Source organism: Bradyrhizobium sp. 613_E4_N2_2 (assembly GCF_052075995.1).
Classification (GTDB): Bacteria; Pseudomonadota; Alphaproteobacteria; order Rhizobiales; family Xanthobacteraceae; genus Bradyrhizobium; species Bradyrhizobium barranii.
This window is the reverse complement of sequence record NZ_CP197234.1, coordinates 2,763,892-2,782,350: the sequence shown is the minus strand read 5'-3', so window position 1 is coordinate 2,782,350 and position 18,459 is coordinate 2,763,892. Positions and strand designations below refer to the sequence as shown.

Annotated in this window: 20 protein-coding genes; 8 read left to right on the top strand and 12 right to left on the bottom strand. The window is 59.0% G+C overall.

All coding sequences use genetic code 11. The features are described 5' to 3' along the window. Window positions 1-8: 8 nt before the first annotated feature. From AB7290_RS13155 to AB7290_RS13140, 4 genes are all read right to left on the bottom strand, one after another. The gene (locus AB7290_RS13155; RefSeq protein ID WP_085405760.1) at window positions 9-1,238 is read right to left on the bottom strand and encodes an acyl-CoA dehydrogenase family protein; all 1,230 of its coding nucleotides are present in this window, start codon (window positions 1,236-1,238) and stop codon (window positions 9-11) included. Window positions 1,239-1,426: 188 nt separating this feature from the next. Beyond that, complete coding sequence (locus AB7290_RS13150) at window positions 1,427-2,692, bottom strand: CaiB/BaiF CoA transferase family protein (RefSeq protein WP_085405759.1); 1,266 nt, start codon at window positions 2,690-2,692, stop codon at window positions 1,427-1,429. A 236-nt stretch (window positions 2,693-2,928) separates the two neighbouring features. Then, window positions 2,929-3,357: a GNAT family N-acetyltransferase gene (locus tag AB7290_RS13145; protein ID WP_085405758.1), complete on the bottom strand. Its 429-nt coding sequence runs from the start codon at window positions 3,355-3,357 to the stop codon at window positions 2,929-2,931. Window positions 3,358-3,420: 63 nt separating this feature from the next. Then, window positions 3,421-3,720, bottom strand: coding sequence for a hypothetical protein (locus AB7290_RS13140; RefSeq protein WP_085405923.1), 300 nt, complete (start codon window positions 3,718-3,720; stop codon window positions 3,421-3,423). Between the two features lie 607 nt (window positions 3,721-4,327). Between AB7290_RS13140 and AB7290_RS13135 the strand changes: the two genes are divergently transcribed. Further along, a complete protein-coding gene (locus AB7290_RS13135) occupies window positions 4,328-5,053 on the top strand; it encodes an FkbM family methyltransferase (protein ID WP_245344290.1) in 726 nt (241 codons plus the stop codon). Here the strand turns inward: AB7290_RS13135 and AB7290_RS13130 are convergent. After that, the gene (locus AB7290_RS13130; protein ID WP_245344289.1) at window positions 5,050-5,634 is read right to left on the bottom strand and encodes a phage tail protein; all 585 of its coding nucleotides are present in this window, start codon (window positions 5,632-5,634) and stop codon (window positions 5,050-5,052) included. The genes AB7290_RS13135 and AB7290_RS13130 overlap by 4 nt on opposite strands. Before the next feature lie 606 nt (window positions 5,635-6,240). On the opposite strand from AB7290_RS13130, the gene AB7290_RS13125 reads away from it, so the two are divergent. The 3 genes from AB7290_RS13125 (at window position 6,241) to AB7290_RS13115 (ending at window position 11,343) form a co-directional block, all read left to right on the top strand. Further along, entirely contained in the window at window positions 6,241-6,585 is a 345-nt protein-coding gene (locus tag AB7290_RS13125; protein ID WP_085405756.1) for a response regulator, read from the top strand. 238 nt (window positions 6,586-6,823) lie between these two features. Beyond that, window positions 6,824-8,353, top strand: a complete 1,530-nt coding sequence (locus AB7290_RS13120; RefSeq protein ID WP_441253471.1) for an FAD-dependent monooxygenase — start codon at window positions 6,824-6,826, stop codon at window positions 8,351-8,353. A 1,001-nt stretch (window positions 8,354-9,354) separates the two neighbouring features. After that, on the top strand, window positions 9,355-11,343 hold the full coding sequence (locus AB7290_RS13115) for an acyltransferase family protein (protein WP_441253470.1): 1,989 nt from the start codon (window positions 9,355-9,357) through the stop codon (window positions 11,341-11,343). A gap of 159 nt (window positions 11,344-11,502) precedes the next feature. Here AB7290_RS13115 and AB7290_RS13110 read toward each other — a convergent pair whose 3' ends face one another. The 3 genes from AB7290_RS13110 to AB7290_RS13100 form a co-directional block, all read right to left on the bottom strand. Continuing rightward, window positions 11,503-11,862: a hypothetical protein gene (locus tag AB7290_RS13110; protein WP_094184592.1), complete on the bottom strand. Its 360-nt coding sequence runs from the start codon at window positions 11,860-11,862 to the stop codon at window positions 11,503-11,505. Window positions 11,863-12,189: 327 nt separating this feature from the next. After that, window positions 12,190-12,717 carry a Cache 3/Cache 2 fusion domain-containing protein gene (locus AB7290_RS13105; RefSeq protein ID WP_085405752.1) on the bottom strand — a complete coding sequence of 176 codons (528 nt, stop codon included), beginning with the start codon at window positions 12,715-12,717 and terminating at the stop codon, window positions 12,190-12,192. A 489-nt stretch (window positions 12,718-13,206) separates the two neighbouring features. Continuing rightward, window positions 13,207-13,614, bottom strand: a complete 408-nt coding sequence (locus tag AB7290_RS13100) for a hypothetical protein (protein ID WP_085405751.1) — start codon at window positions 13,612-13,614, stop codon at window positions 13,207-13,209. A gap of 389 nt (window positions 13,615-14,003) precedes the next feature. Between AB7290_RS13100 and AB7290_RS13095 the strand changes: the two genes are divergently transcribed. The 3 genes from AB7290_RS13095 to AB7290_RS13085 all read left to right on the top strand — a co-directional run bounded on the left by AB7290_RS13095 (window position 14,004) and on the right by AB7290_RS13085 (window position 15,297). After that, window positions 14,004-14,690, top strand: a complete 687-nt coding sequence (locus AB7290_RS13095; protein ID WP_085405750.1) for an SOS response-associated peptidase — start codon at window positions 14,004-14,006, stop codon at window positions 14,688-14,690. A 212-nt stretch (window positions 14,691-14,902) separates the two neighbouring features. Then, window positions 14,903-15,103, top strand: coding sequence for a hypothetical protein (locus AB7290_RS13090; RefSeq protein ID WP_085405749.1), 201 nt, complete (start codon window positions 14,903-14,905; stop codon window positions 15,101-15,103). Next, window positions 15,100-15,297 carry a hypothetical protein gene (locus AB7290_RS13085; RefSeq protein WP_085405748.1) on the top strand — a complete coding sequence of 66 codons (198 nt, stop codon included), beginning with the start codon at window positions 15,100-15,102 and terminating at the stop codon, window positions 15,295-15,297. Before AB7290_RS13090 ends, AB7290_RS13085 begins: the two co-directional genes overlap by 4 nt. Window positions 15,298-15,330: 33 nt before the next feature. Here AB7290_RS13085 and AB7290_RS13080 read toward each other — a convergent pair whose 3' ends face one another. The 4 genes from AB7290_RS13080 to AB7290_RS13065 form a co-directional block, all read right to left on the bottom strand. Next, window positions 15,331-15,579, bottom strand: coding sequence for a hypothetical protein (locus tag AB7290_RS13080; RefSeq protein WP_014493719.1), 249 nt, complete (start codon window positions 15,577-15,579; stop codon window positions 15,331-15,333). A gap of 439 nt (window positions 15,580-16,018) precedes the next feature. After that, window positions 16,019-16,246: a hypothetical protein gene (locus AB7290_RS13075; protein WP_085405747.1), complete on the bottom strand. Its 228-nt coding sequence runs from the start codon at window positions 16,244-16,246 to the stop codon at window positions 16,019-16,021. Between the two features lie 6 nt (window positions 16,247-16,252). After that, on the bottom strand, window positions 16,253-16,567 hold the full coding sequence (locus AB7290_RS13070) for a hypothetical protein (protein WP_085405746.1): 315 nt from the start codon (window positions 16,565-16,567) through the stop codon (window positions 16,253-16,255). 546 nt (window positions 16,568-17,113) lie between these two features. Next, window positions 17,114-17,314 carry a hypothetical protein gene (locus AB7290_RS13065; protein WP_085405745.1) on the bottom strand — a complete coding sequence of 67 codons (201 nt, stop codon included), beginning with the start codon at window positions 17,312-17,314 and terminating at the stop codon, window positions 17,114-17,116. Window positions 17,315-17,680: 366 nt separating this feature from the next. Between AB7290_RS13065 and AB7290_RS13060 the strand changes: the two genes are divergently transcribed. Continuing rightward, window positions 17,681-18,196 (top strand): hypothetical protein, encoded by a 516-nt coding sequence (locus AB7290_RS13060; RefSeq protein WP_085405744.1) that lies wholly within the window; start codon window positions 17,681-17,683, stop codon window positions 18,194-18,196. The last annotated feature ends 263 nt before the right edge of the window (window positions 18,197-18,459 follow it).

Below are 18,459 nucleotides of genomic sequence, written 5' to 3'. Positions count from 1 at the left end.
GGCCGGCCTCACAGCGTGAGATTCTCGGACGGCAGGCCCAGAGCCACCCGTCCGTAATTGGTTCCGGCCGCATCGAAGTTGAACGCAAGATGCGAGTTTATCGCGTGCGCATCGCGGAACTGCCGCTGCAACACGCCTGTCGTGAACAGACCGCGCGCTCCGCTCGCCGCAAACAGCATCGAGACCGCGTCGGTGCACAGATTCACGGAAAATGCGCCATCGCGACGATATCTGGTCTTGGTCGCCATATCGGGAATACGGCCGCGCCTTGCATCTTCCATTGCATTGACGCAGGCCGAACGCATGATCAGGCGCGCAGCGTCGATCTTGGCCGAAGCCTCCGCGATCTTGATCTGCGTGCTTTGAAAGTCGCTCAGCTTGGCACGGTTGTAGGTCGAGACGCGATGACGCGCGACCTCCGCATAATCGTCGAGGCATACTTGAGCGTTCCCCAACGCGACGCCGGAGAGGACGTAAGGAAACAGCGAGAACACAGGTAGCGCGTACAGCGGATTGGGATTGATCTTGCTTCCCGGCGTCGGGCCGCCGGCAAGATCGCCGACCGCGACCGTCATATAGTCGGCCACGAAAGCGTCCCTGACTTCGACGTCGCAAGACCCCGTCCCGCGCAAGCCCGCGACATTCCAGGTGTCCAACACCTCGTAATCGCCCTTCGGCAGCAGAAAGATTCGATACTCGATGCCGTCCGCCTCGTCGTCGGAGTAAACGACGCTTGCAAGCATGTTCCATTCGCAGGAGGCAACGCCGGAGGAAAACGGCCAGCTGCCGTGCAACCGGTAGCCGCCCTCGACCCTCGTGGCGCGTCCGGCAGGAAAAATGAACGATGACGCAATCAGCGCGTCCGGATCGCGGTCCCAGACCAGATCCTGCGCCTTTTGCGCGAACATGCCGAGCATCCAATGGTGGCTCGCCAGGTTAGCGAGATTCCACGCCACTGACGCATCCGCCATTCCCAGCAGTTCAGCGCAGTCGACAAGAGCGACATAGTCAAGCTCGGCACCGCCGATGCGCTTCGGCTGCAGCATGCGGAACAGGCCGGCGTCGTGGAGATCCTTCTCGGTTTCCGTCGGAAGATGCCGCAGTTCCTCCGTGCGGGCAGCCCGCTCTCGCAGCCGCGGCACGAGCGCCCGGGTCTTCGCGATCATTGCCGTATAGGCGCGTTCGCCGGCTTCCTGCCCCGTCGGCTGGCCCATGCTCGGCTCTTGACCAGGCGCCATTCGAGTCCCTCGCTTTCACATAGTTATGCGGCGGGAACTTCGCCAAATCAAGCTGGGCAGGGTTAACGTTGCGTGGGCGCCTTGGCCCTCGGCTGTCCGCAGGAATGCGATGTCGCGCAAACCGTCTTCTCAAAGCAGCATTCCGCAAGCTTTGCGATGCCTGGCTCCACGGAGCTGATCGCTCAGGCTTAGCCTGAGGTCGATGGCTTGCCTCCAAAGACGCCCTTCTGAGTGAACTCCGAAATCCGGCGCTCGTCGTAACCGAGCGTATCACGCAGGACGTCTTCGGTATGCTCGCCTAACAAGGGCGCAGCGACGGGATCAATCGCTCCCGTCAGGCTCATATTGATCGGAGGTTCGATATTGGGGACCCACTCTGCGGTACGGTGCGGAATCCTGTTCAGGCGATGGCGCAGGCGGGCCTCGGGCGCGTTGAACCCCTCCTCGACCGTTCGGAGATAGCCGACCGGGATATTGGCCAGCTTCATCTTTGCCATCCAGTTCTCGAGGGTATCGCTCGCGAAGACCTCTGCAATGGCTGCCCGCAGGAGCTCCTTGTTCTCAGAGCGCGCTTTGCGCGACGCGAACTGCGGATCTGTGATCAGATCGGGCCGGTTCAGCACCTCGACCACCAGCCGGCGATAGAGCCGGTCGTTGGCGCAGGCCATGTAAAGCGGCCCATCGGAAGCTTCATAGACACCGACAGTGGGGGACCCGTTCGGCGAATTGCCGAACCGGCCAGGGTTTTCGCCGTTGATCAGATAGGCCATGCCGTAGAAGCCGGTCATGCCCATGGCGACGTCGAACAGGGCGACCTCGACATGCTGCCCACGGCCGAGCCGATCGCGCGCCAAAAGCGCCAGCAAGATGGCGTTGCAGGCGGACATCCCCGTCGCCATGTCCACGATCGGCGGGCCGGTACGAACCGCAGGCCCATCGGCGAACCCATTGAGCGACATGAAGCCGCTTTCCGCCTGCGTGATGGGATCGAAGCCGGGCCGCGCGGCAAATGGTCCTGAGCGTCCGTAAGCCGAGATCGAGCAATAGACCAGCCGCGGGTTGAGCGGCGCGACCGCCTCATAGTCGAGGCCGAATTTCTTCATGACTCCACTTGAAAAATTCTCCACGACCACATCCGCCTTCCGGATCAGGTCCAGCGCGATCTCGCGAGCCTGCGGCACGGTCAGGTCGAGCGCGATACCGCGCTTGTTGCGGTTCAGGCTCAGATAAGCGGCGCTTTCGCCGCCGATTTCGGCGTGCTCGTAGGCGCGCGTATCGTCGCCGCCATCCGGATTCTCGATCTTGATGACGCGTGCACCGAAATCGGCAAGCGTCTGCGTGCAGGCCGGCCCCGCCACGACGCGCGTAAAATCGACGACCAAGAGACCGTCGAGCGCGGTAGGTGCGCCCGTCGCCCGCGACGAACGTTCCGGTAATTGAGGCTTGGTGGGCATCGACGGCGCTCCCTTACATCGGCTTATGGTTGCCGAATTTCCTGCAAGAGCAAACTTAAAGCCCGCCACCACCAACTTCGCAAGTGCTTCACCCGCATCGCTTCAATACGCAAAAGGGCCCGGCAGCCATCAAGCTGCCGGGCCCCCGAACATTTTGGGCGTACGAGGCCACGCCATGTCTCGCATTGGCCATCCTACGCCGAGAAAAGCACGTTCCGCATCACGGGAAACCCCGCTCAGCGAAGCCACTTCCGCCAATAGAGCGTGTGCGCCCAGGCCCAGGGCACCTCTGGCTCGAAGAGCCGATAGCCCGTCTGGATGAAGTTATTCGCAGAGACCGGATTGTCAGTCGTATCAGAGACAATGGCATCCCATCCGACACGCCGCCCCCTCGCCTCGATCACACGCATCAACCTGCGCTGGAGTCCCCGCCCCCAATGCCGCTGCAACACGCCGACCCTGGAGAAGTAGCCACCGTTTCGAACGTGCGTCGACGGTATGACGCCGGCAAATGCGACCGCCTCACCGCCATGATAGGCAAGCCACCACGCTCCCAACTCGAATTGCGGCATGGCCGCCGCATCGAAGAACGTCGACCGATGCAGATCGGCCAACGTGTCAAGGATGTCGTCATCGGACGCTTCGACGATACGAATTTTGTACATGAGACGGCCCGTTTGCGGAAAACTGCGTGAGTTAAGGTGCAGCGATGTTGCCGCCGTAGCGGCTCACTTGCTCAGCACGACCTTGACGCCTAGCCAAACGGCGCCCATCAGTCCGGTCGCGAACACCGTGATAACGGCCTTGAAGGTGTAGCTCTGCGCCTGCTCCACGCTCTTTCGCCACCTCCGCAGGTGCTGCAAATCAGCCCTTAGCTCCTTCCGGTCGTCATCTTCGATTCCGAAGGAAGCCAGCACCGATGCGACGGCCTTCAATACGATCGCATCGATGCTCTCCTGTTGCAGCCTGTGTTGCTCGGCCAGTGTCTCGGCTACGATCGCCCTGATTTCGTCATCTAGCATCTTCACCGCTTGATGATCCTTGCAACGTTCTCGAAACCACGCTTGGCGAAGTAGAAGGAGACGACCAGATTGGCCGTGATCGCTACAAATCCCGCCAGAGGATCCGTCGTTCCGAGGCCGAGAACCTTGTCGAAGATCAGGAGTTTCGCGAAATAGAGAGCGACGCAGTAACCCATCAGCTTGACCGATGCCGTTGTAGGTCTCGAGCGCCGTCAGCGCGGCCGCAATCGACCAATCCTTGTGACGCGCGAGGAAGGGCGGGCACTTGACCAGCGCGTCGATGGCCGCGTCCTCCCACGATTCGAATGGGCCTCGCCCCGCCGGCACGTGAACCGACACGCGGTTCCAGGGATCGCCCTGAGCCAGGGAAGCTCGCCAGTCCTGGGAGGATTCCCGCTCGTGAATGACCGCAATGACTGGCCAGGGGACACCGGTTTCCCGTGCGACAGCCCGATAGCGCTGCGTGGCCTTGTAGAGACGCAAGGCAACATTGCCGGATTCGGCTTTCCGGGTCGGCTTGGCATGCGCCCAGCGCTTCGCATTCGCCGCAGACAGGGCGTTCAGGTCTACCATGGGTTGACTCGGTTGGGGGGTGTAGTAGTAGCCTCAAGTCATGCTCGAGGATGTCCATTTTTTTGTTCGATGCTTGCGCTACAGGCTGAGAACCGAGAGTTTGCAGCTCAAGGCTCTTCTGCGCTTGCGGCTGACCGGCGCCACAGTTCTAGACATTGGGGCGAACAAAGGGATTTACTCGTATTGGCTAGCCAAAGCTGTTGGCCCCCGCGGTCGCGTGCTCGCAATCGAACCTCAGCCGGAGATGGCGGAGTATATTCGTCAGCGCGGCCTCGGACCAAATGTCGAGATTGTCAATCTTGCTTTGTCTGACGCCGGCGGCGTCTCTCAACTGTCCAGAAAACGCCCCGGGGATGGGAGTGCATCGCTCTCCAGAAACATCGGCGGGTCAATACCCGTTAAGCTCGCGAAGCTAGATGATATTGGACCAATCTCGAATTTGAAGTTCATCAAGTGCGACGTAGAAGGGCATGAACTAAAGGTTTTCCGCGGCGGAGAACATCTGATCCGTAAATTTTCTCCGGTTATCCAGTTCGAAAGTACGCCCGGAGAAATTACTCCGTTGCTGGAGTTCTTCAGTAGTCTCGGCTATTCGGGCATCATGTTTCTTGGAAAGACTTACGCGCAGATAAAAGATATCTCGACAATTCCTCATCCTAAATTTGGATTGAGTGGACATCGAGATTTTATCTTTTTTCCAAAGGAAGCTATCGGATCGATCATCCCGCAAGATCACGACATGATGCGATGGCATAAGGATCGCTAAATAATCCGCAACAACTTATTGGCGATGATCGTCGGTTGTGTATTGTTATGAGCATTGCCGCTGCCCGTTGCGACATTGTTGATCGTGACCCCGGTGGTAGCCGATCCTGTATTTTGCGAGGAATACGTGGCAAAGGGCGTATTGCCGCCCGACGCCGGCTTCTGCTCACCGTACTCCGCTCGCTGATACGAGTGCACGTGTCCTGGATCAGTCAACGTGTTCGGGTGCGTATGTGAGGCCAGTTGCGCTGTCGTTAGCGTATGACTTTCCGAGCCGCCCGTCGCACCAAGATTGGTTGCCGTATCGCCAAAATAAGACGACGTCAGGCGGCTAGCCGCAGAACCACCCATATCATCCTTGCCGGCAACGATCCGCCCGCGAAGATCAGGAACGTTAAAGGTAGTGGAACCGTCACCGGTGCCGTATGTCGTGCCGAACATCGAGAATAGTGTCGAATAGGCCGTTCGAGAGATTGCTTGGCCGTAAGCGAGTGCAAATGAACTGTTTGGGGCTGTTGCGCCAAAGAAGTCGATGCAGGAGCCGATAGGAACATTGTAAGGATCGTTGAAGAAGCCAGCCAAATAGAATGCGGCATCTCTATTGTTGTTGCGAGCGATATCAGATAGGCGGCCATCGTCTCTCCACGAAAAGAGAAAATGCGCGGCAGATCGCGTGACGAAGCCGCGATCGTTTCGGGCGCGAACCCTATCTCAGTGTCTCTGGAGACCGCAGCGGCGCGAGCAACAAGCCCAGCGCCGCGGGCCAGCACGTTCGCGCGTGCGCGGCCAGCAATGGTACGGACGGCGGCGCGCCGATCGGCGCCCCTTGAACGTGGTCTAGCGAGTGCGTGGCCGGATGCGCGGCCACCGTCCGATCTCGAAATCGAGACGAAAAAACCCGCGGCGGATGCTTCCGGCGCGGGTGAACCAAACTCGTCTCGATGATGTCATTCTGCCGGTGTTTTGCCCGACGTGTCAAACCTTGTGTTGAGTGAGATCGTCGTCGCACGAAGCAGAAACAAAAAAGCCCGCTGCGGATTCGCGCGGGCCGAACCAAACGTCTTTCGATGATGCCATTCTGCCAGTGTTTTGCCCGACGTGTCAAACATTCCTCGTTCGACCGCACCGTGCCGGAACTTACCCGAAGAGCGGCGCGTTGATTCCTTCAGTCAAAGGAACGTGCGCGCGATGAGCCACACTGTACTGGTTGTTGACGACGATCTCGGCGTCCTCGACGTCATCGTGGGCATGCTGGAAGATCTCGGCTGCGAGGTGACAAGCGCCCAAAGCGGCCTGGATGCGCTTGATCGGCTCAGGCAGAACGAGAACATCTCCATCCTCATCACGGACATCAATATGCCGGGCATGGATGGTCACGAACTGGCCGAACTGGCGAATCGGCTACGCCCGGAATTGAAGATCCTGCAATTATCGGGGCGCGAACCGCGGCGCGGGGGCCTGCCGATGATCAGGAAGCCGTTTTCGTTCGAGGAGCTCGCCGACACCATGCGGCGAACCACCGGCGTTTGCTGAACGCCGGAGCCCAAAAGAAAACCCGCGGCGGGGGTTCCCGCGCGGGTCGAACCAAACTCATGTCGATGATGCCATTCTGCCGGTGTTTTGCCCGACGTGTCAACGCGGCGAACGCGAAAGAAGGAGCCCGTCCTCCCACTTTGATATGTGGTGCGCAAGGGGCTTGCTTCAAGTCCCCCGCCCTGCCGTAGAACCCCCGACCCAATGAGCATCCAAAGCAGCAACGCGAGGGGTCCACATGCCTGTATTGCTTCCGTCGTCCCGGCCGCGCGACCGTTCCGAGCGGGCCGGGGCCGGCCGCGCGAGTCATCATGCCGTGCTGATCGCCGGCGGCGGCCCGACCGGTTTGATGCTGGCCGCCGAGCTGGCGCTCGCGGATGTCGACGTCGCCGTGGTCGAGCGGCGCCCGGATCAGGAGCTCGTCGGTACGCGGGCCGGCGGATTGCACGCGCGGACCATCGAGATCCTCGATCAGCGCGGCGTCGCGGAGCGCTTCCTGCGCGAGGGGCAAGTCACCCAGCTCGCAGGCTTCGCCTGGACCAGGCTCGACATCGGCGATCTCCCCACCCGGCACGCTTATGGCCTCGCGCTGCGGCAGAGCCACATCGAGCGCATCCTGGCCGACTGGGTCGAGGAGCTCGCGGTGCCGATCTATCGAAACTCCGAGGTGACGGGCCTCGTTCAGGACGCGACCGGCATCGACGTTGCGCTCTCCGGCGGCAAGATATTGCGCGCAAGCTATCTCGTCGGCTGCGACGGCGGTCGCAGCCTGGTGCGCAAGAAGACCGGCATCGATTTCGCCGGCTCCGATCCGACGCTCAGCAATCTCATGGCCGAAGTCGAGATGCGCGACGAGCCGGCATGGGGCCTCCGCCACGACGCCATCGGCTTTCATGGCCTCAGCAAGGCGGAGAGCGGTCGCGTGCTGGTCGTCGTGACGGAAGCGAAGCTCGACCGCACCGGCGAACCCGGCCTGCGCGATCTCAGCGATGCGCTCGTCGCCGTGTACGGCACCGACTTCGGGGTCCAAAATCCCGCCTGGATCTCCCGCTTCACCGATGCGGCGCGGCAGGCCGTGTCCTATCGCCGGGAGCGCGTGCTGCTCGCCGGCGATGCCGCGCATATCCATCACTCCGTCGGCGGGCAAGGCCTCAACACCGGCGTGCAGGACGCGGTCAATCTCGGCTGGAAGCTAGCGCAGGTGGTCAGGGGCATTTCGCCCGACGGCCTGCTCGATACCTACCACGCCGAACGTCATCCCGTTGCTGCGCGCGTCTTGCGCAACACCCTGGCGCAAATCGCCATGCTCCGCCGCGGCGAGGCTGGCCTCAAGGCCGCGCGCGACGTGGTGTCCGACCTGCTCGCCATGGACGAGCCGCGCCAACGTTTTGGCGCGATGATGAGCGGACTCGACATCCGCTATGATCTCGGCGAAGGACACGAACTGCTCGGGCGCCGGATGCCCGATCTCGACCTGATCGTCGAGGGCCATCCGCAGAGATTGTTCACGCTGCTGCACGGAGCGCAGGCCCTGCTGATCAATTTCGGCAAGTCCGGCGGGTTCGACATCGCCCCCTGGGCAGATCGCACCAGGGTCGTCAACGCCAGCCACGACGGCGCGTGGAAGTTCCCCGCCATCGGGCAGGTCGCCGCGCCCGAAGCCGTGCTGGTTCGGCCAGACGGGCACGTGGCGTGGGTCGGAGATGAAAGCCAACGAGGACTCGAGGACGCGCTGACCACCTGGTTTGGACCGGCTGCTGCGGTGTAGCGCGCGAACGTCAGAGGCGCCATACAAACAAAGCCCGCGGGATTACGCGGGCTTGATTGGCATCAGGTTTTCGAAACAAGGCTCAATATCCGAACGTTACGCCGCTCGCTGCTCTCCGAAGGCAAAGGTCACACGTTCGAATCGTGTCGGGTGCGCCAGTGTTTCTCTCGATCTACCAACCTCTTAGAGCGTTGGTGGTAGCTCCTCAAAAGCTCCTCAGACCGGCCGGTCACAAGCTGGTCACACGAGAGGAGCTTTTTGAATGGCAAGCCTACGGTTCAGGAGCGGGAAGTGGCAGGTCCAAGTCAGACGCCACGGACACACACAACAAGCCAAGTCGTTTCAATCAAAATCTGATGCACAACGTTGGGCACGGCAGATCGAAGCCGAGTTAGATCGGACTTTGATCCCCAACGACGTACGATCTCTCAATACAATCACTGTTGCGCAGCTTCTCACGCGCTATCGCGACAACGTCACCAATGAGAAGGCACGCCAGCGAGAGGCGCTGAGAGGCTTCAGAGACCCGTCGTTCAGGATGTACCGCAATACGCTGAGACGGACTGGCATGGCTCTGAGGGGCCGCGTCAGCCCCGCTTATGCGGTCGGCTGCGACCATACCGAATTGCGCGATCATATCGCTGGTCAGTTTCGTACGGGAATGCGTTGGGAGAGGTATCGGCAATGGGAAGTCGATCATATCAGGCCGCTTTCGTCGGCGCGAACACTAAGCGAATTGATCGCGCCATGCCACTTCAGCAACCTCCAACCGCTGTGGCGAAGCGAGAACCTAAGAAAGGGCGGGGCCTAGCGCCCCGTCCACTCCCTCGCGCATCTGTCTTTTGCTTTTTTCCCCTAGAGTTAGACGCCAATAGCGGGATTGGCCCTAACTGTTCGTCTAGATCGCTGTTCGGTAGGACGGCTACCTTTATTAGAAACCAAAATTGAGGTTTACACCCTGAAATCCTCTCAGGTAATAGACTGCAATCCAGTAGAAATATTTGGAAACGTTGCAGCTTCTGGTGGCCTCATTGGAAATGATAGGTTCGGAGGGGACGAGCTTTCGCGGGGAAATCGTTCAACTTCGAGCGATTGCTGTCCTGACCGTTCTGCTGTTTCACTTGAAAGTACCGGGCTTTCAGGGCGGCTTCGTCGGAGTCGACGTCTTTTTCGTCATCTCCGGCTACTTGATCACTCGCAATATCCTCATGGACGACGCTGGCGGTCGCTTTTCCTTTAGCGCGTTCTACTTGCGACGAACGAGGCGCATCTATCCAGCCCTGATCTTCACGGTGCTTATGACGTACCTGTCGGGCGCGTTGTGGACGGCGCCTCTACTGTTTCTCGATATTGCGAAGGAGTGCACGCATGCGCTGCTGTCGATCGCAAACATCCAATATTGGAGAGAAGCAAGCCATTACTTCGCAGCGAAGTCGGACGAACTCGCTCTGCTTCACTGTTGGTCGCTTTCGCTTGAAGAGCAGTTCTATCTTATTTGGCCCGCACTCCTGATCGCCGCGACGCGCGTTGGATGCATAAGATCGGCAATCGTCCTGTTGTCGCTTGCATCCTTCTTGGCCACGATATGGGTTGGCCCCATCGACCGCTCTGCCGTTTTCTTCTTGATGCCGTTTCGCATGTTCGAGTTCGGTTGTGGCGCCTTGGTGCTTTTCGCCGGTCAAACGCCACGCCGCCAATCGGTCCGTGAATTGCTTTCGGCGGCTGGCTTCGCTGTGATCTTGTCCAGTGCCCTTTTGTTGCAGCCAGACACGTCAAGGCAAGAATTGCTCGTTATGATCCCATGCCTTGGCGCTGCTGCTGTGATTTGGGCCGGAGATACAACCTTCGTTTCTCGCGCTCTACGCTCTCAGGCGCTAACCGCCATCGGAACAATCTCGTATTCACTCTATCTTTGCCACTGGCCGATCATTTTCTACTCGCGCTTCATCTTTGGTGAGGCGGCTGACACTGCTGGAGGCAATATAGTCATGCTTGTGACGATGCTTTTCGTCGCTACCAGCATGTACTATTTCGTGGAACGTCGCTTCATCGTTGCTGGAGGCGCAGCATCTGGAGCGCCGTTGAAGACATTGATGAAATTCAGCGCGGCTATTCTGGCATTTGCGTTTCTGACTCACGCAACATTCATTCTGAAGGGTTTTGCATGGCGGGTGCCTGAGTCGGTTTTGGCGGATGGAAGGCTCGACAGTTCTCCCACTACTGATCAAGTCGTTTGGCCGCCGGGCCTACCGATTGTTGACTTGGCTGGAGACTCCCATGCTGAAATGTACGTGGCGGCAATGTTGCCGTTAGTCGAGAGCCTTGGTGGAAACCTTCAGTACGTTGGCACTGCCGGATGCCCGATTGTCAAAGGAGCAGCCATCAGATCGCGACGACGCGTGGATTGTCTTCGGGGGCGCGATGAGCAAATCGCTCAACTTGAGACCCAAACGCGCCCGCTGATATTCATCCAGCGGTGGGAAACCTATGACGATGCGGGCATCGATTACAACCAACCAGGCATGTGGCCGAACGATGCAGGATCGTTCGCCAAGCTCGAAGCGGCCCTTTCTGAGACGCTACGCGTGTTAACGCCTGTTCGGCGTGTAATGCTTGTGGGCGCCCAAGTTCCTGCCGGCTGCGAGATCAATCGGCCGCGGTTACTTCAAGGGCCGCTGCCTCATGTGCCACCTCCTCCATGTGCGCCCATGTCAAAGGTGAATGCGGTAGCGGCGGGCGCAGCCATCAATGCAATGCTCGCCCGTGTGCAGTCTAAGTATCCCGGAAGGGTCGACTTGCTCAAACCGGTCGATTATCTCTGCGACCAAACGTGCCCAACGTATCACGCAGGCCATTGGCTTTATTGGGACGCTACGCATTTTACCTTGGCCGGATCGACTTTCATGACCGATAGGGCTGCCTCAACATTTCGCACGTTCATCTTGGGTGGATCGAACGCGATGTCTTCAGGCGCACCAACTGAGAACTGATCTATTTCGCCTTCGCGCTCGACGAGGTCCGTCCTCTCGCATACTTCGTCGTGCGCTGGGTGCACGTTGTCGATCACGTGTGAAGTAACAGGAGTAAGATTCGGGTTCATGCACGAGCTCTCCTGTGTCCGACAAGTACACGCTGGGATGTGTGCCAACTTAAACTTGCGAAAAATGACGGACGGATTCCTCAACATGGGCGTCGAACGTTTGACCGTCGCCGGGATGCGCGATTATCCGCTCGATGCGATGAATAAACTCAAGGGGCTTACCGTCTTCATTCGCGATGGGCTGCAGCGGCTTGCCCCATCCGCGATCGAGAATGGCATTGGCGGCCGAGACACGTGCATGCGCTGGAGCATTCTTGTCGAGCATGATCTTCACGAGAGTATTCACGGCGTGTACCGTGTGCGTCCGCGCCAAGGATTTGATCGCAGTCATCGTTCGCTGCTTCAAAGTTCTGCGAGCCGCCTCCCTCGCCAACGCCACTTCAGAGCGCTTGTTCACCAATTCGGTCATCTGAAAAACCCTTTGCAATCATATCCGGTCCTGGATCGAGAATAAAAAAACCCGCGGCGGATGAATCTCCGGCGCGGGTACGAACGAAATCGTCTCAATGATAGTATTATGCCAGTGTGTTGCCCGACGTGTCAAAGACGCCAAAGCGGCTCCGGGTGCGGGTCGCGCCGGCGCCGTCATTCCAACCGGCAAATCGGCGACGTCGGTTTTTGGGATTTGAGCAGAAATTCTCTGCTCAACCAGAGTATTGCCGGTTTTGATCCAACTCGGACTCGACAGCTACGGCCGCGCGACCAGTGTTGCCAGACGATTTCTTATGGCTCTCAACTACTTCTTGTAGCCGACGTAATAGGCGCCGATTTCGGCGCCCGTACTGTCCTTGATCGGTTCATATCCGGTTATGTAGGGCGTACCCAGTATAGGCACCTCGCCGTAATAGCTCTTCCCCGCCTTGATCGATTCAAGCGCTGGCCCGGCCAGGACGGTGCCAACTGCTCGGCCGCTTCCATCGGGTTTTGGCACACTTGTGGATACTCGGACGTATTCGCCTCCGTCTTTTGCAAACAGCGTGGCCGTCATCCCTTTGCCGTCTTCGCTTCCAACCGCGTCGACGATGTCAAAGTTGTTATTGATCTTAGTCGTGCCGAAATACAGAGCTGGTGCGTCTTTACCCCCAACAGCTTCCCTTCCTTCGAGCTTGGGGGCTCCTAATTTCGCCGTCATGGCTTTTAAGGTTTCCATCGATTTCGTTACTCTCGGATCCGCTTGGGCGTGCCCGGTGCCCGATATTAGTGTAGAGGTTGCAACAAGGCATGCGGCGGCCATGATGCCGACCAGAAAGGTTTTCCGATCCATTGTAAGCTCCTGATGTGAAATACGGCATTTTCCTTCACGCGCACCTCACGCGGTGTGCACGTCATTCGCCTTGGTTTTGACTGCGATTGAACAGACCAGAGATTACAGGTCTAGGAATTTGCCCGCCGACGGCATCAGCGCTGCCGCTGAGATAATTGGCGAATACGGGACTGTCGGCACGTCCTCATGGCAGCTCGCAAGAGAAGTTACATCACTTCTGCCTTGCCGCAAAGCGCGGTCGTGGCCCGCGCGCTGGCACACGGTTCACTCTGCTTCAAGGTCCTGCGTTAGATTTGTAGTCGGGGTACCCGAAACTGACGAGGCCGTCGGCACTCGAGCAATCACAGAAGTGCGCTGTGTTGGGCAGACCGGACATAGGCGACACGGTCGCTGATCGATGCGATTGACCAAGGCGGTCCTGCACGCGGATGGCGCGTTGTCGCATGCACCATCCGCACCCACAATCGATCTCTTGCGAAGAAACGAGCGTTAAGCCTTCAAGTCGGTGATCCGCATAATCGCGACCACATTCCCATCGTTGAACGCCTGTTCTTTTGTTTCCTTGTTGCAGGTCCAGACAAAATTCTTCTTGCCCGTAAAGGTCTTTCCCTCCTGCTCAAGCCGAAGCTCACCTTCGGTGATATGGCAGATCATGGCATTCATCATCGGGGGCCCCATGGTCTTTGACCCCGGCTGCATAATGATATCGCGCATTGAGACGGTCTTAAAACCTGGGATCAATGATGGTGTTTCGCCTTCATATTCACGCACCACGACACCTGGCCAAGGCGTCGTATCCTTGTAGCTTGTGGCTTGAGCGGCGGCTGGCTTGACCATGGCAGCCGAAACTGCAGCCAACGCGATTCCCAGTGCGGACCTTCGATCGATCTTGCTCATCGCTTTCTCCCGACGTTACCGAACGAGCCGCCGCATAAGCAGCGCGCAAAGTTCGTGGTGAACGGTGGTACGAAACCGAAAAAAGAACGGCTTCTAAGAGAGCGTGCTTGCCGACGGCACAAGTGCTGCTCGTTTGCCCGGACGGTGATTTCGGCACGTCCCGCTTCAAGGGGCAGTGGCATTCTACGTCACCTGACGCATCCGGGAAACAGGTGGCGCCACACGAAGACACTGTGGCCCCTGAGCAATGTCCAGAATTGGCCCTTAATGCACAGGCCAACCTGACGTCTGTTTGCCCATTGATGCGAATACAGACATCATTACGACTAGCGACCCCCCTCACTCGAAACTACCTTTGGCCGGGCGAGCGGTAAGGAATAATCGTCTCCATGTGCAATCTGTATTCGATCACCACCAATCAGGCCGCCATCGCCGGGCTCTTCCGCGTGGTCCGTCGCTACGAGGGTAACTTGCCACCAATGCCGGGCGTATTTCCGGATTACCCGGCACCGGTCATTCGCGACGCAGGCGGGGGCGAACGGGAGATTGTGATGATGCGTTGGGGCATGCCGCCACCACCGAGCAAGCCCGGCCCGCCCGTCACCAACATCCGCAACACCTCGTCGCCGCACTGGCGCGCATGGCTCAAGCCGGAGCATCGCTGTCTCGTGCCCGTCAACAGTTTTGCTGAGTATGCGCCTGAGCCGAATCCGGAAACAAAGAAGAAAGACGTCGTGTGGTTTGCGATGGACGAGACGCGGCCGCTGTTCGCGTTCGCCGGTATCTGGACAACGTTCAAGGGCGATCGCGGTACGAAGTCAAAGCCCGTGCCTGGACCTCATCAGGTCTATGGCTTTCTCACGACGGCGCCGAATGCCGTTGTCGAGCCCATTCATCCAAAGGCAATGCCGGCGATCCTGACGACGGCCGAAGAACGAGATGTTTGGCTGCGGGCACCATGGGACGAGGCCAAGGCGCTGCAACGGCTTTTGTCAGATCAAGCGCTTAAAATCGTGGCGCGGGGCGCAGACAAGGAGGATAGACCTTCAATCGCCGACACCACTTCCGTTCAATAGTGAACTTAGGAACTACCTGCACGCGATAGGAATAAACTGCTCAAACCGAGCTGCGATGACGCCCAAGAGATTCTTCGAACCACTTAACAAATGATACTGACTCTCCTCGGCCCGAGGCGTAGAGTTGAAATATCACCGCGCGGCACTTGGCATCGGCCGGTGATGAGAACGCCAGTTGCGCTCCCGCCCCACTCTGACGAGGGAGCAATGTCATGCTGAAGCGGCGTCGGGTTAAACAGGTCAAAACTCTCCACGAGCGGCTCGCAGACGAGGCCGCACGCCTGCGCGAGGAGGCCCAGGTGCTTGCGCCGGGACGCCGCCGTGAGATCCTGCTGCGCCGGGCGCGGCAGGACGAGACGGCCATCCAGATCGAGTCCTGGCTGCATTCGCCGGGCCTGAGGCCGCCGACATGACCCGGCAATACCGCGCCTATCTGGTCGGCGAGAACGGCGTGTTTCGCTCCGCCGAAGCGTTCGAGGCTGATTCCGATGCATCCGCGCTTCGCGTTGCACAGCAGTTCACGCGCCGGGGCAACGTCGAGGTCTGGCAGCTCGACCGGAAGATCGGGCTGTTGTTGGCGCAAGCCACGCCGCCCGTCGCAGCCTGACCGGCAGCCACGCTGCCCAACCGCCGCAAGGCGTCACTCCTCCGCAAGCTTGCGCTCGATATAGGCGTCCACCGTCTCCGCGAAAGAGCGCTGCACCCCGACCGCGGCACCGTGCTGGTCGAGCGCGTCGCGCTGGAGCACGCGCAAGCCGCGCCCCCGGAGGCTGGCTGGCGCGGTGTTCAAATATTGATCGATGGCGCCTTTGGCGAGCGGAATGGCCCTCGGATCGCCCCTTGCGATCAAGAGACGCAAGAGGCTCTGGCAATCGGCCAAACCGGGCATGGCTCAGCCTTCAGCGTTGCTGCGATTTCGGCTTCGGCCGCTTGACCGGCTGGGTGTGCGTGCCGAACAGCGCCAGCAGAAATGCGACTTCTTCCTTCGAACCGACCTGGATCATGACTTGTCTCCTTTTCGCTCTGTTGGTCGGGACGAACGAGCGCGGCGTTCAGGACAATCCGGTTTCAGCAACGTTTCAGGCGTGTTTCGTCGCGACCGAAAACGATCTCCGGAAAACGATCTCCTGGTGCCCGGCGATGCAAAGGGCCTGCCCCGGTGTTTTTGTCGGACCAGCCCTAACTCCTGAAAACGGCCCCGGCGCGGGACGGGGGGCTGGGGGCGCCGGAGCCGCCATTCCAGGCCGGCCATCGGCGGTGGGCCGACCACAAAACTAATTCCAGTTTGGAGCAAGAAGTTCCAAAGGGGACCTGGCAAAGCGAACAGCTCAATACTGAGGACGCTTCAACAGCTCCGGCAATCGCGAGATTGCCGCTGCGATCCGTCGCGCCTCGTCGCGCGATAGATATTGGTGGGCATATTGGTAGCCCCACGAGTGCAGCTCATCGCGATGAAGAACGCAGCAGATCGTGAAGCCGTTCGCGTCCTTGACTCGGAAGCACCCCTCTTCCGCGATCATGACCCACGGCGCCGGAAACCGCCTGAGATTGTCCATCCATGATCACGGGCGTGCGTGGCCCCGTTGCTGCTCAATTCCGTGCGGTACGAGGCGGCGCTTGGCAAGACCCGTCCGCGGCGCTGCCGGCGGCCGGCGCGGGACGAACAGGCTGTGCACGAGAATTGGCTCGCTGTCGCCGAGCCGTGTCCGCTCCTGAACCAGGCCGCTCATCACGACGCGCATCATTATGATCTCTTCCGCCACGAAGGTGCAGTCCTCGTCGCGATTGATCTGCTCGTGCATGATGGCCTCGGCCTCTCGCATGCTGACGCGTAACGCTCTGACGATGTTGCGGATTTCATTGATGCGATTGTCCACGGCCGATCTCCACCTGACGATGGCACGATAAGAACAAATCATGAACAAATAGTCAATGCGAGAGATCTTGAGTTCATGCGGATTGCTGGCAGATCAGGACACTGGGAAATTTACCGATCTGGTTCACATTTGTTATGGCAAGGATTTGTTAACCGGGAAAAAATGGCAACCCGGGGAGCTGGTTAGAGCATTTTCATTTCGGAATTATTGAAACCCGGAAGCATGAGGGGCCGCTGCCAAAACAGCGGCCCTTTGCTTTGACACCCGCGAAGGCGGATCAGGACACTTGAACGGGGGGCGGATAACTCCAGAGCTAACCGCCCTCTCGCGTGCACCGCAAAGGAGATGGAAGTCGCCGCAAAAGGCCGCCAACTGAGGCGGCCTTACTATTTCGTGGCTTCTTGCCTCGCTTTCATTGTTGCGAGACGGCCGATTACGGCTGCCTCAGTCCTACCAATCTTTCTGCCACTGCGGCCAACCGTAGGCCTGAAGCGCGAAGCTCCAATAACTGCCGCTCCTCCTCGGGAGTCCACCTGCGCAGGCCTGTCACTTCGGCGGCTGCAAGCCGGGTGAATTTAGCCACTCGCTCATGTGCGAGCCAGTCTCGCACTGGCGTATCCTCTGCAGTAGATGCTCTCGCTCGATACCTGGGAGAGTAGTCTTAGCCTGCTCGCGCAGGCGACCGGCTTCCGCAGCAAGACGTTCTTCGAGGGATTCGATCTGCTTGAAACGACGCCGCTCAGCCATGGCGCGCTCCTTTCCATGAGAGGAAGGCGGGAGCGCAAGTGGCGTTCTCATCACAGACAAAAGCCACGGTCCGTTCTGTGATGAATGGACAATAGCACTGCGGTGTTGGAGTTCCTTGCCGAATGTTAACTTTCAGTCGGCGCCCGAGTGTTCATTTGGCGGAACGCTTTCCGGAAATCCAAAATAGGACACTAGCGAAATCAGCTTAGGACACTGGGGCTCAAATACAGACAGTACCCAAGGCAAAATAGAAACAAATCATGAACATAAAGTCAATACGGAAGCGCGTCCCTTGCGCTAGTCAGGTTTCCGGTTCAACCTAAGCGGTTCTCCAATCGTTGTTAACGGCGAGTGTGGGGGCAGAAAATGGCTAACGCTGATTCAATCTCAGGCGAAGAGGCTCGTAGACTTCTTGCAGAGTTTTTACGTCAGGTAGAGAACGTGCTCCAGGACGTAGTCGAATACCCTCATTCCATAATTCCGGGCCGGCACCATGAGAGTATGCGCGCCGCTTGGGGCGACGTTAAGGGCAATTTCGATCGCGCAATCAACGCGCTGAGCGATCCCAACACAATACCGACCCTAGAAGACGAGCTCAAGAACCGGGGTCTAACCGGACCACAATTGATTTTCAAACTGAACGTCTTCCGCCATGCGCGTGAAAATCTATTGGATCATGGCACCGCGAGGTATGGGCAGGAGCAGCGAAAGAAACCGCGGTGGTTTGCTCGCTTTTTTCGTTTCTTCAGTGGCGTGCTGAAAGCAGGAGATGTCATTCTTGATAGCCTTGCGGCGGTACCCGGCGTGGCCTTGGCCGTGGAGCCAATCAAGGAGTTTAAAGAGGCGGTCGACTCCGGGGCCGACCTCGGTGAAGCCGGGTAACGGCGATGCTCTTGCGCTCTCGAACGCGTGTTGAACAGCACGATGTCAAGAAGCTGGAGACGAATGAGCCTAGCGCCTCTGCAACTGCGTCGACGGAGTTTGGCCGCTCGCCAACGGAGGCGGCCGATCTGGATTAGATCGGAGGACTAACTTCCGGAATTCGCCCTTCCCGGACCGCATGGAACATCCGCTTCTGCGCCGCTCTTGGGGGCTAAGCGGACATCGCGGATTTATGAGCACACGCTCGAGCCGCGTTCATTTTT

Coding starts and splice junctions, on each gene's coding strand:
- AB7290_RS13075 (WP_085405747.1), bottom strand. CDS start 16,246: ATGGACAATCTCAGGCGGTTTCCGGCGCCGTGGGTCATGATCGCGGAA.
- AB7290_RS13065 (WP_085405745.1), bottom strand. CDS start 17,314: ATGGCTGAGCGGCGTCGTTTCAAGCAGATCGAATCCCTCGAAGAACGT.
- AB7290_RS13120 (WP_441253471.1), top strand. CDS start 6,824: ATGCCTGTATTGCTTCCGTCGTCCCGGCCGCGCGACCGTTCCGAGCGG.
- AB7290_RS13105 (WP_085405752.1), bottom strand. CDS start 12,717: ATGGATCGGAAAACCTTTCTGGTCGGCATCATGGCCGCCGCATGCCTT.
- AB7290_RS13090 (WP_085405749.1), top strand. CDS start 14,903: ATGCTGAAGCGGCGTCGGGTTAAACAGGTCAAAACTCTCCACGAGCGG.
- AB7290_RS13150 (WP_085405759.1), bottom strand. CDS start 2,692: ATGCCCACCAAGCCTCAATTACCGGAACGTTCGTCGCGGGCGACGGGC.
- AB7290_RS13155 (WP_085405760.1), bottom strand. CDS start 1,238: ATGGCGCCTGGTCAAGAGCCGAGCATGGGCCAGCCGACGGGGCAGGAA.
- AB7290_RS13100 (WP_085405751.1), bottom strand. CDS start 13,614: ATGAGCAAGATCGATCGAAGGTCCGCACTGGGAATCGCGTTGGCTGCA.
- AB7290_RS13110 (WP_094184592.1), bottom strand. CDS start 11,862: ATGACCGAATTGGTGAACAAGCGCTCTGAAGTGGCGTTGGCGAGGGAG.
- AB7290_RS13080 (WP_014493719.1), bottom strand. CDS start 15,579: ATGCCCGGTTTGGCCGATTGCCAGAGCCTCTTGCGTCTCTTGATCGCA.
- AB7290_RS13060 (WP_085405744.1), top strand. CDS start 17,681: ATGGCTAACGCTGATTCAATCTCAGGCGAAGAGGCTCGTAGACTTCTT.
- AB7290_RS13135 (WP_245344290.1), top strand. CDS start 4,328: ATGCTCGAGGATGTCCATTTTTTTGTTCGATGCTTGCGCTACAGGCTG.
- AB7290_RS13125 (WP_085405756.1), top strand. CDS start 6,241: ATGAGCCACACTGTACTGGTTGTTGACGACGATCTCGGCGTCCTCGAC.
- AB7290_RS13085 (WP_085405748.1), top strand. CDS start 15,100: ATGACCCGGCAATACCGCGCCTATCTGGTCGGCGAGAACGGCGTGTTT.
- AB7290_RS13095 (WP_085405750.1), top strand. CDS start 14,004: ATGTGCAATCTGTATTCGATCACCACCAATCAGGCCGCCATCGCCGGG.
- AB7290_RS13145 (WP_085405758.1), bottom strand. CDS start 3,357: ATGTACAAAATTCGTATCGTCGAAGCGTCCGATGACGACATCCTTGAC.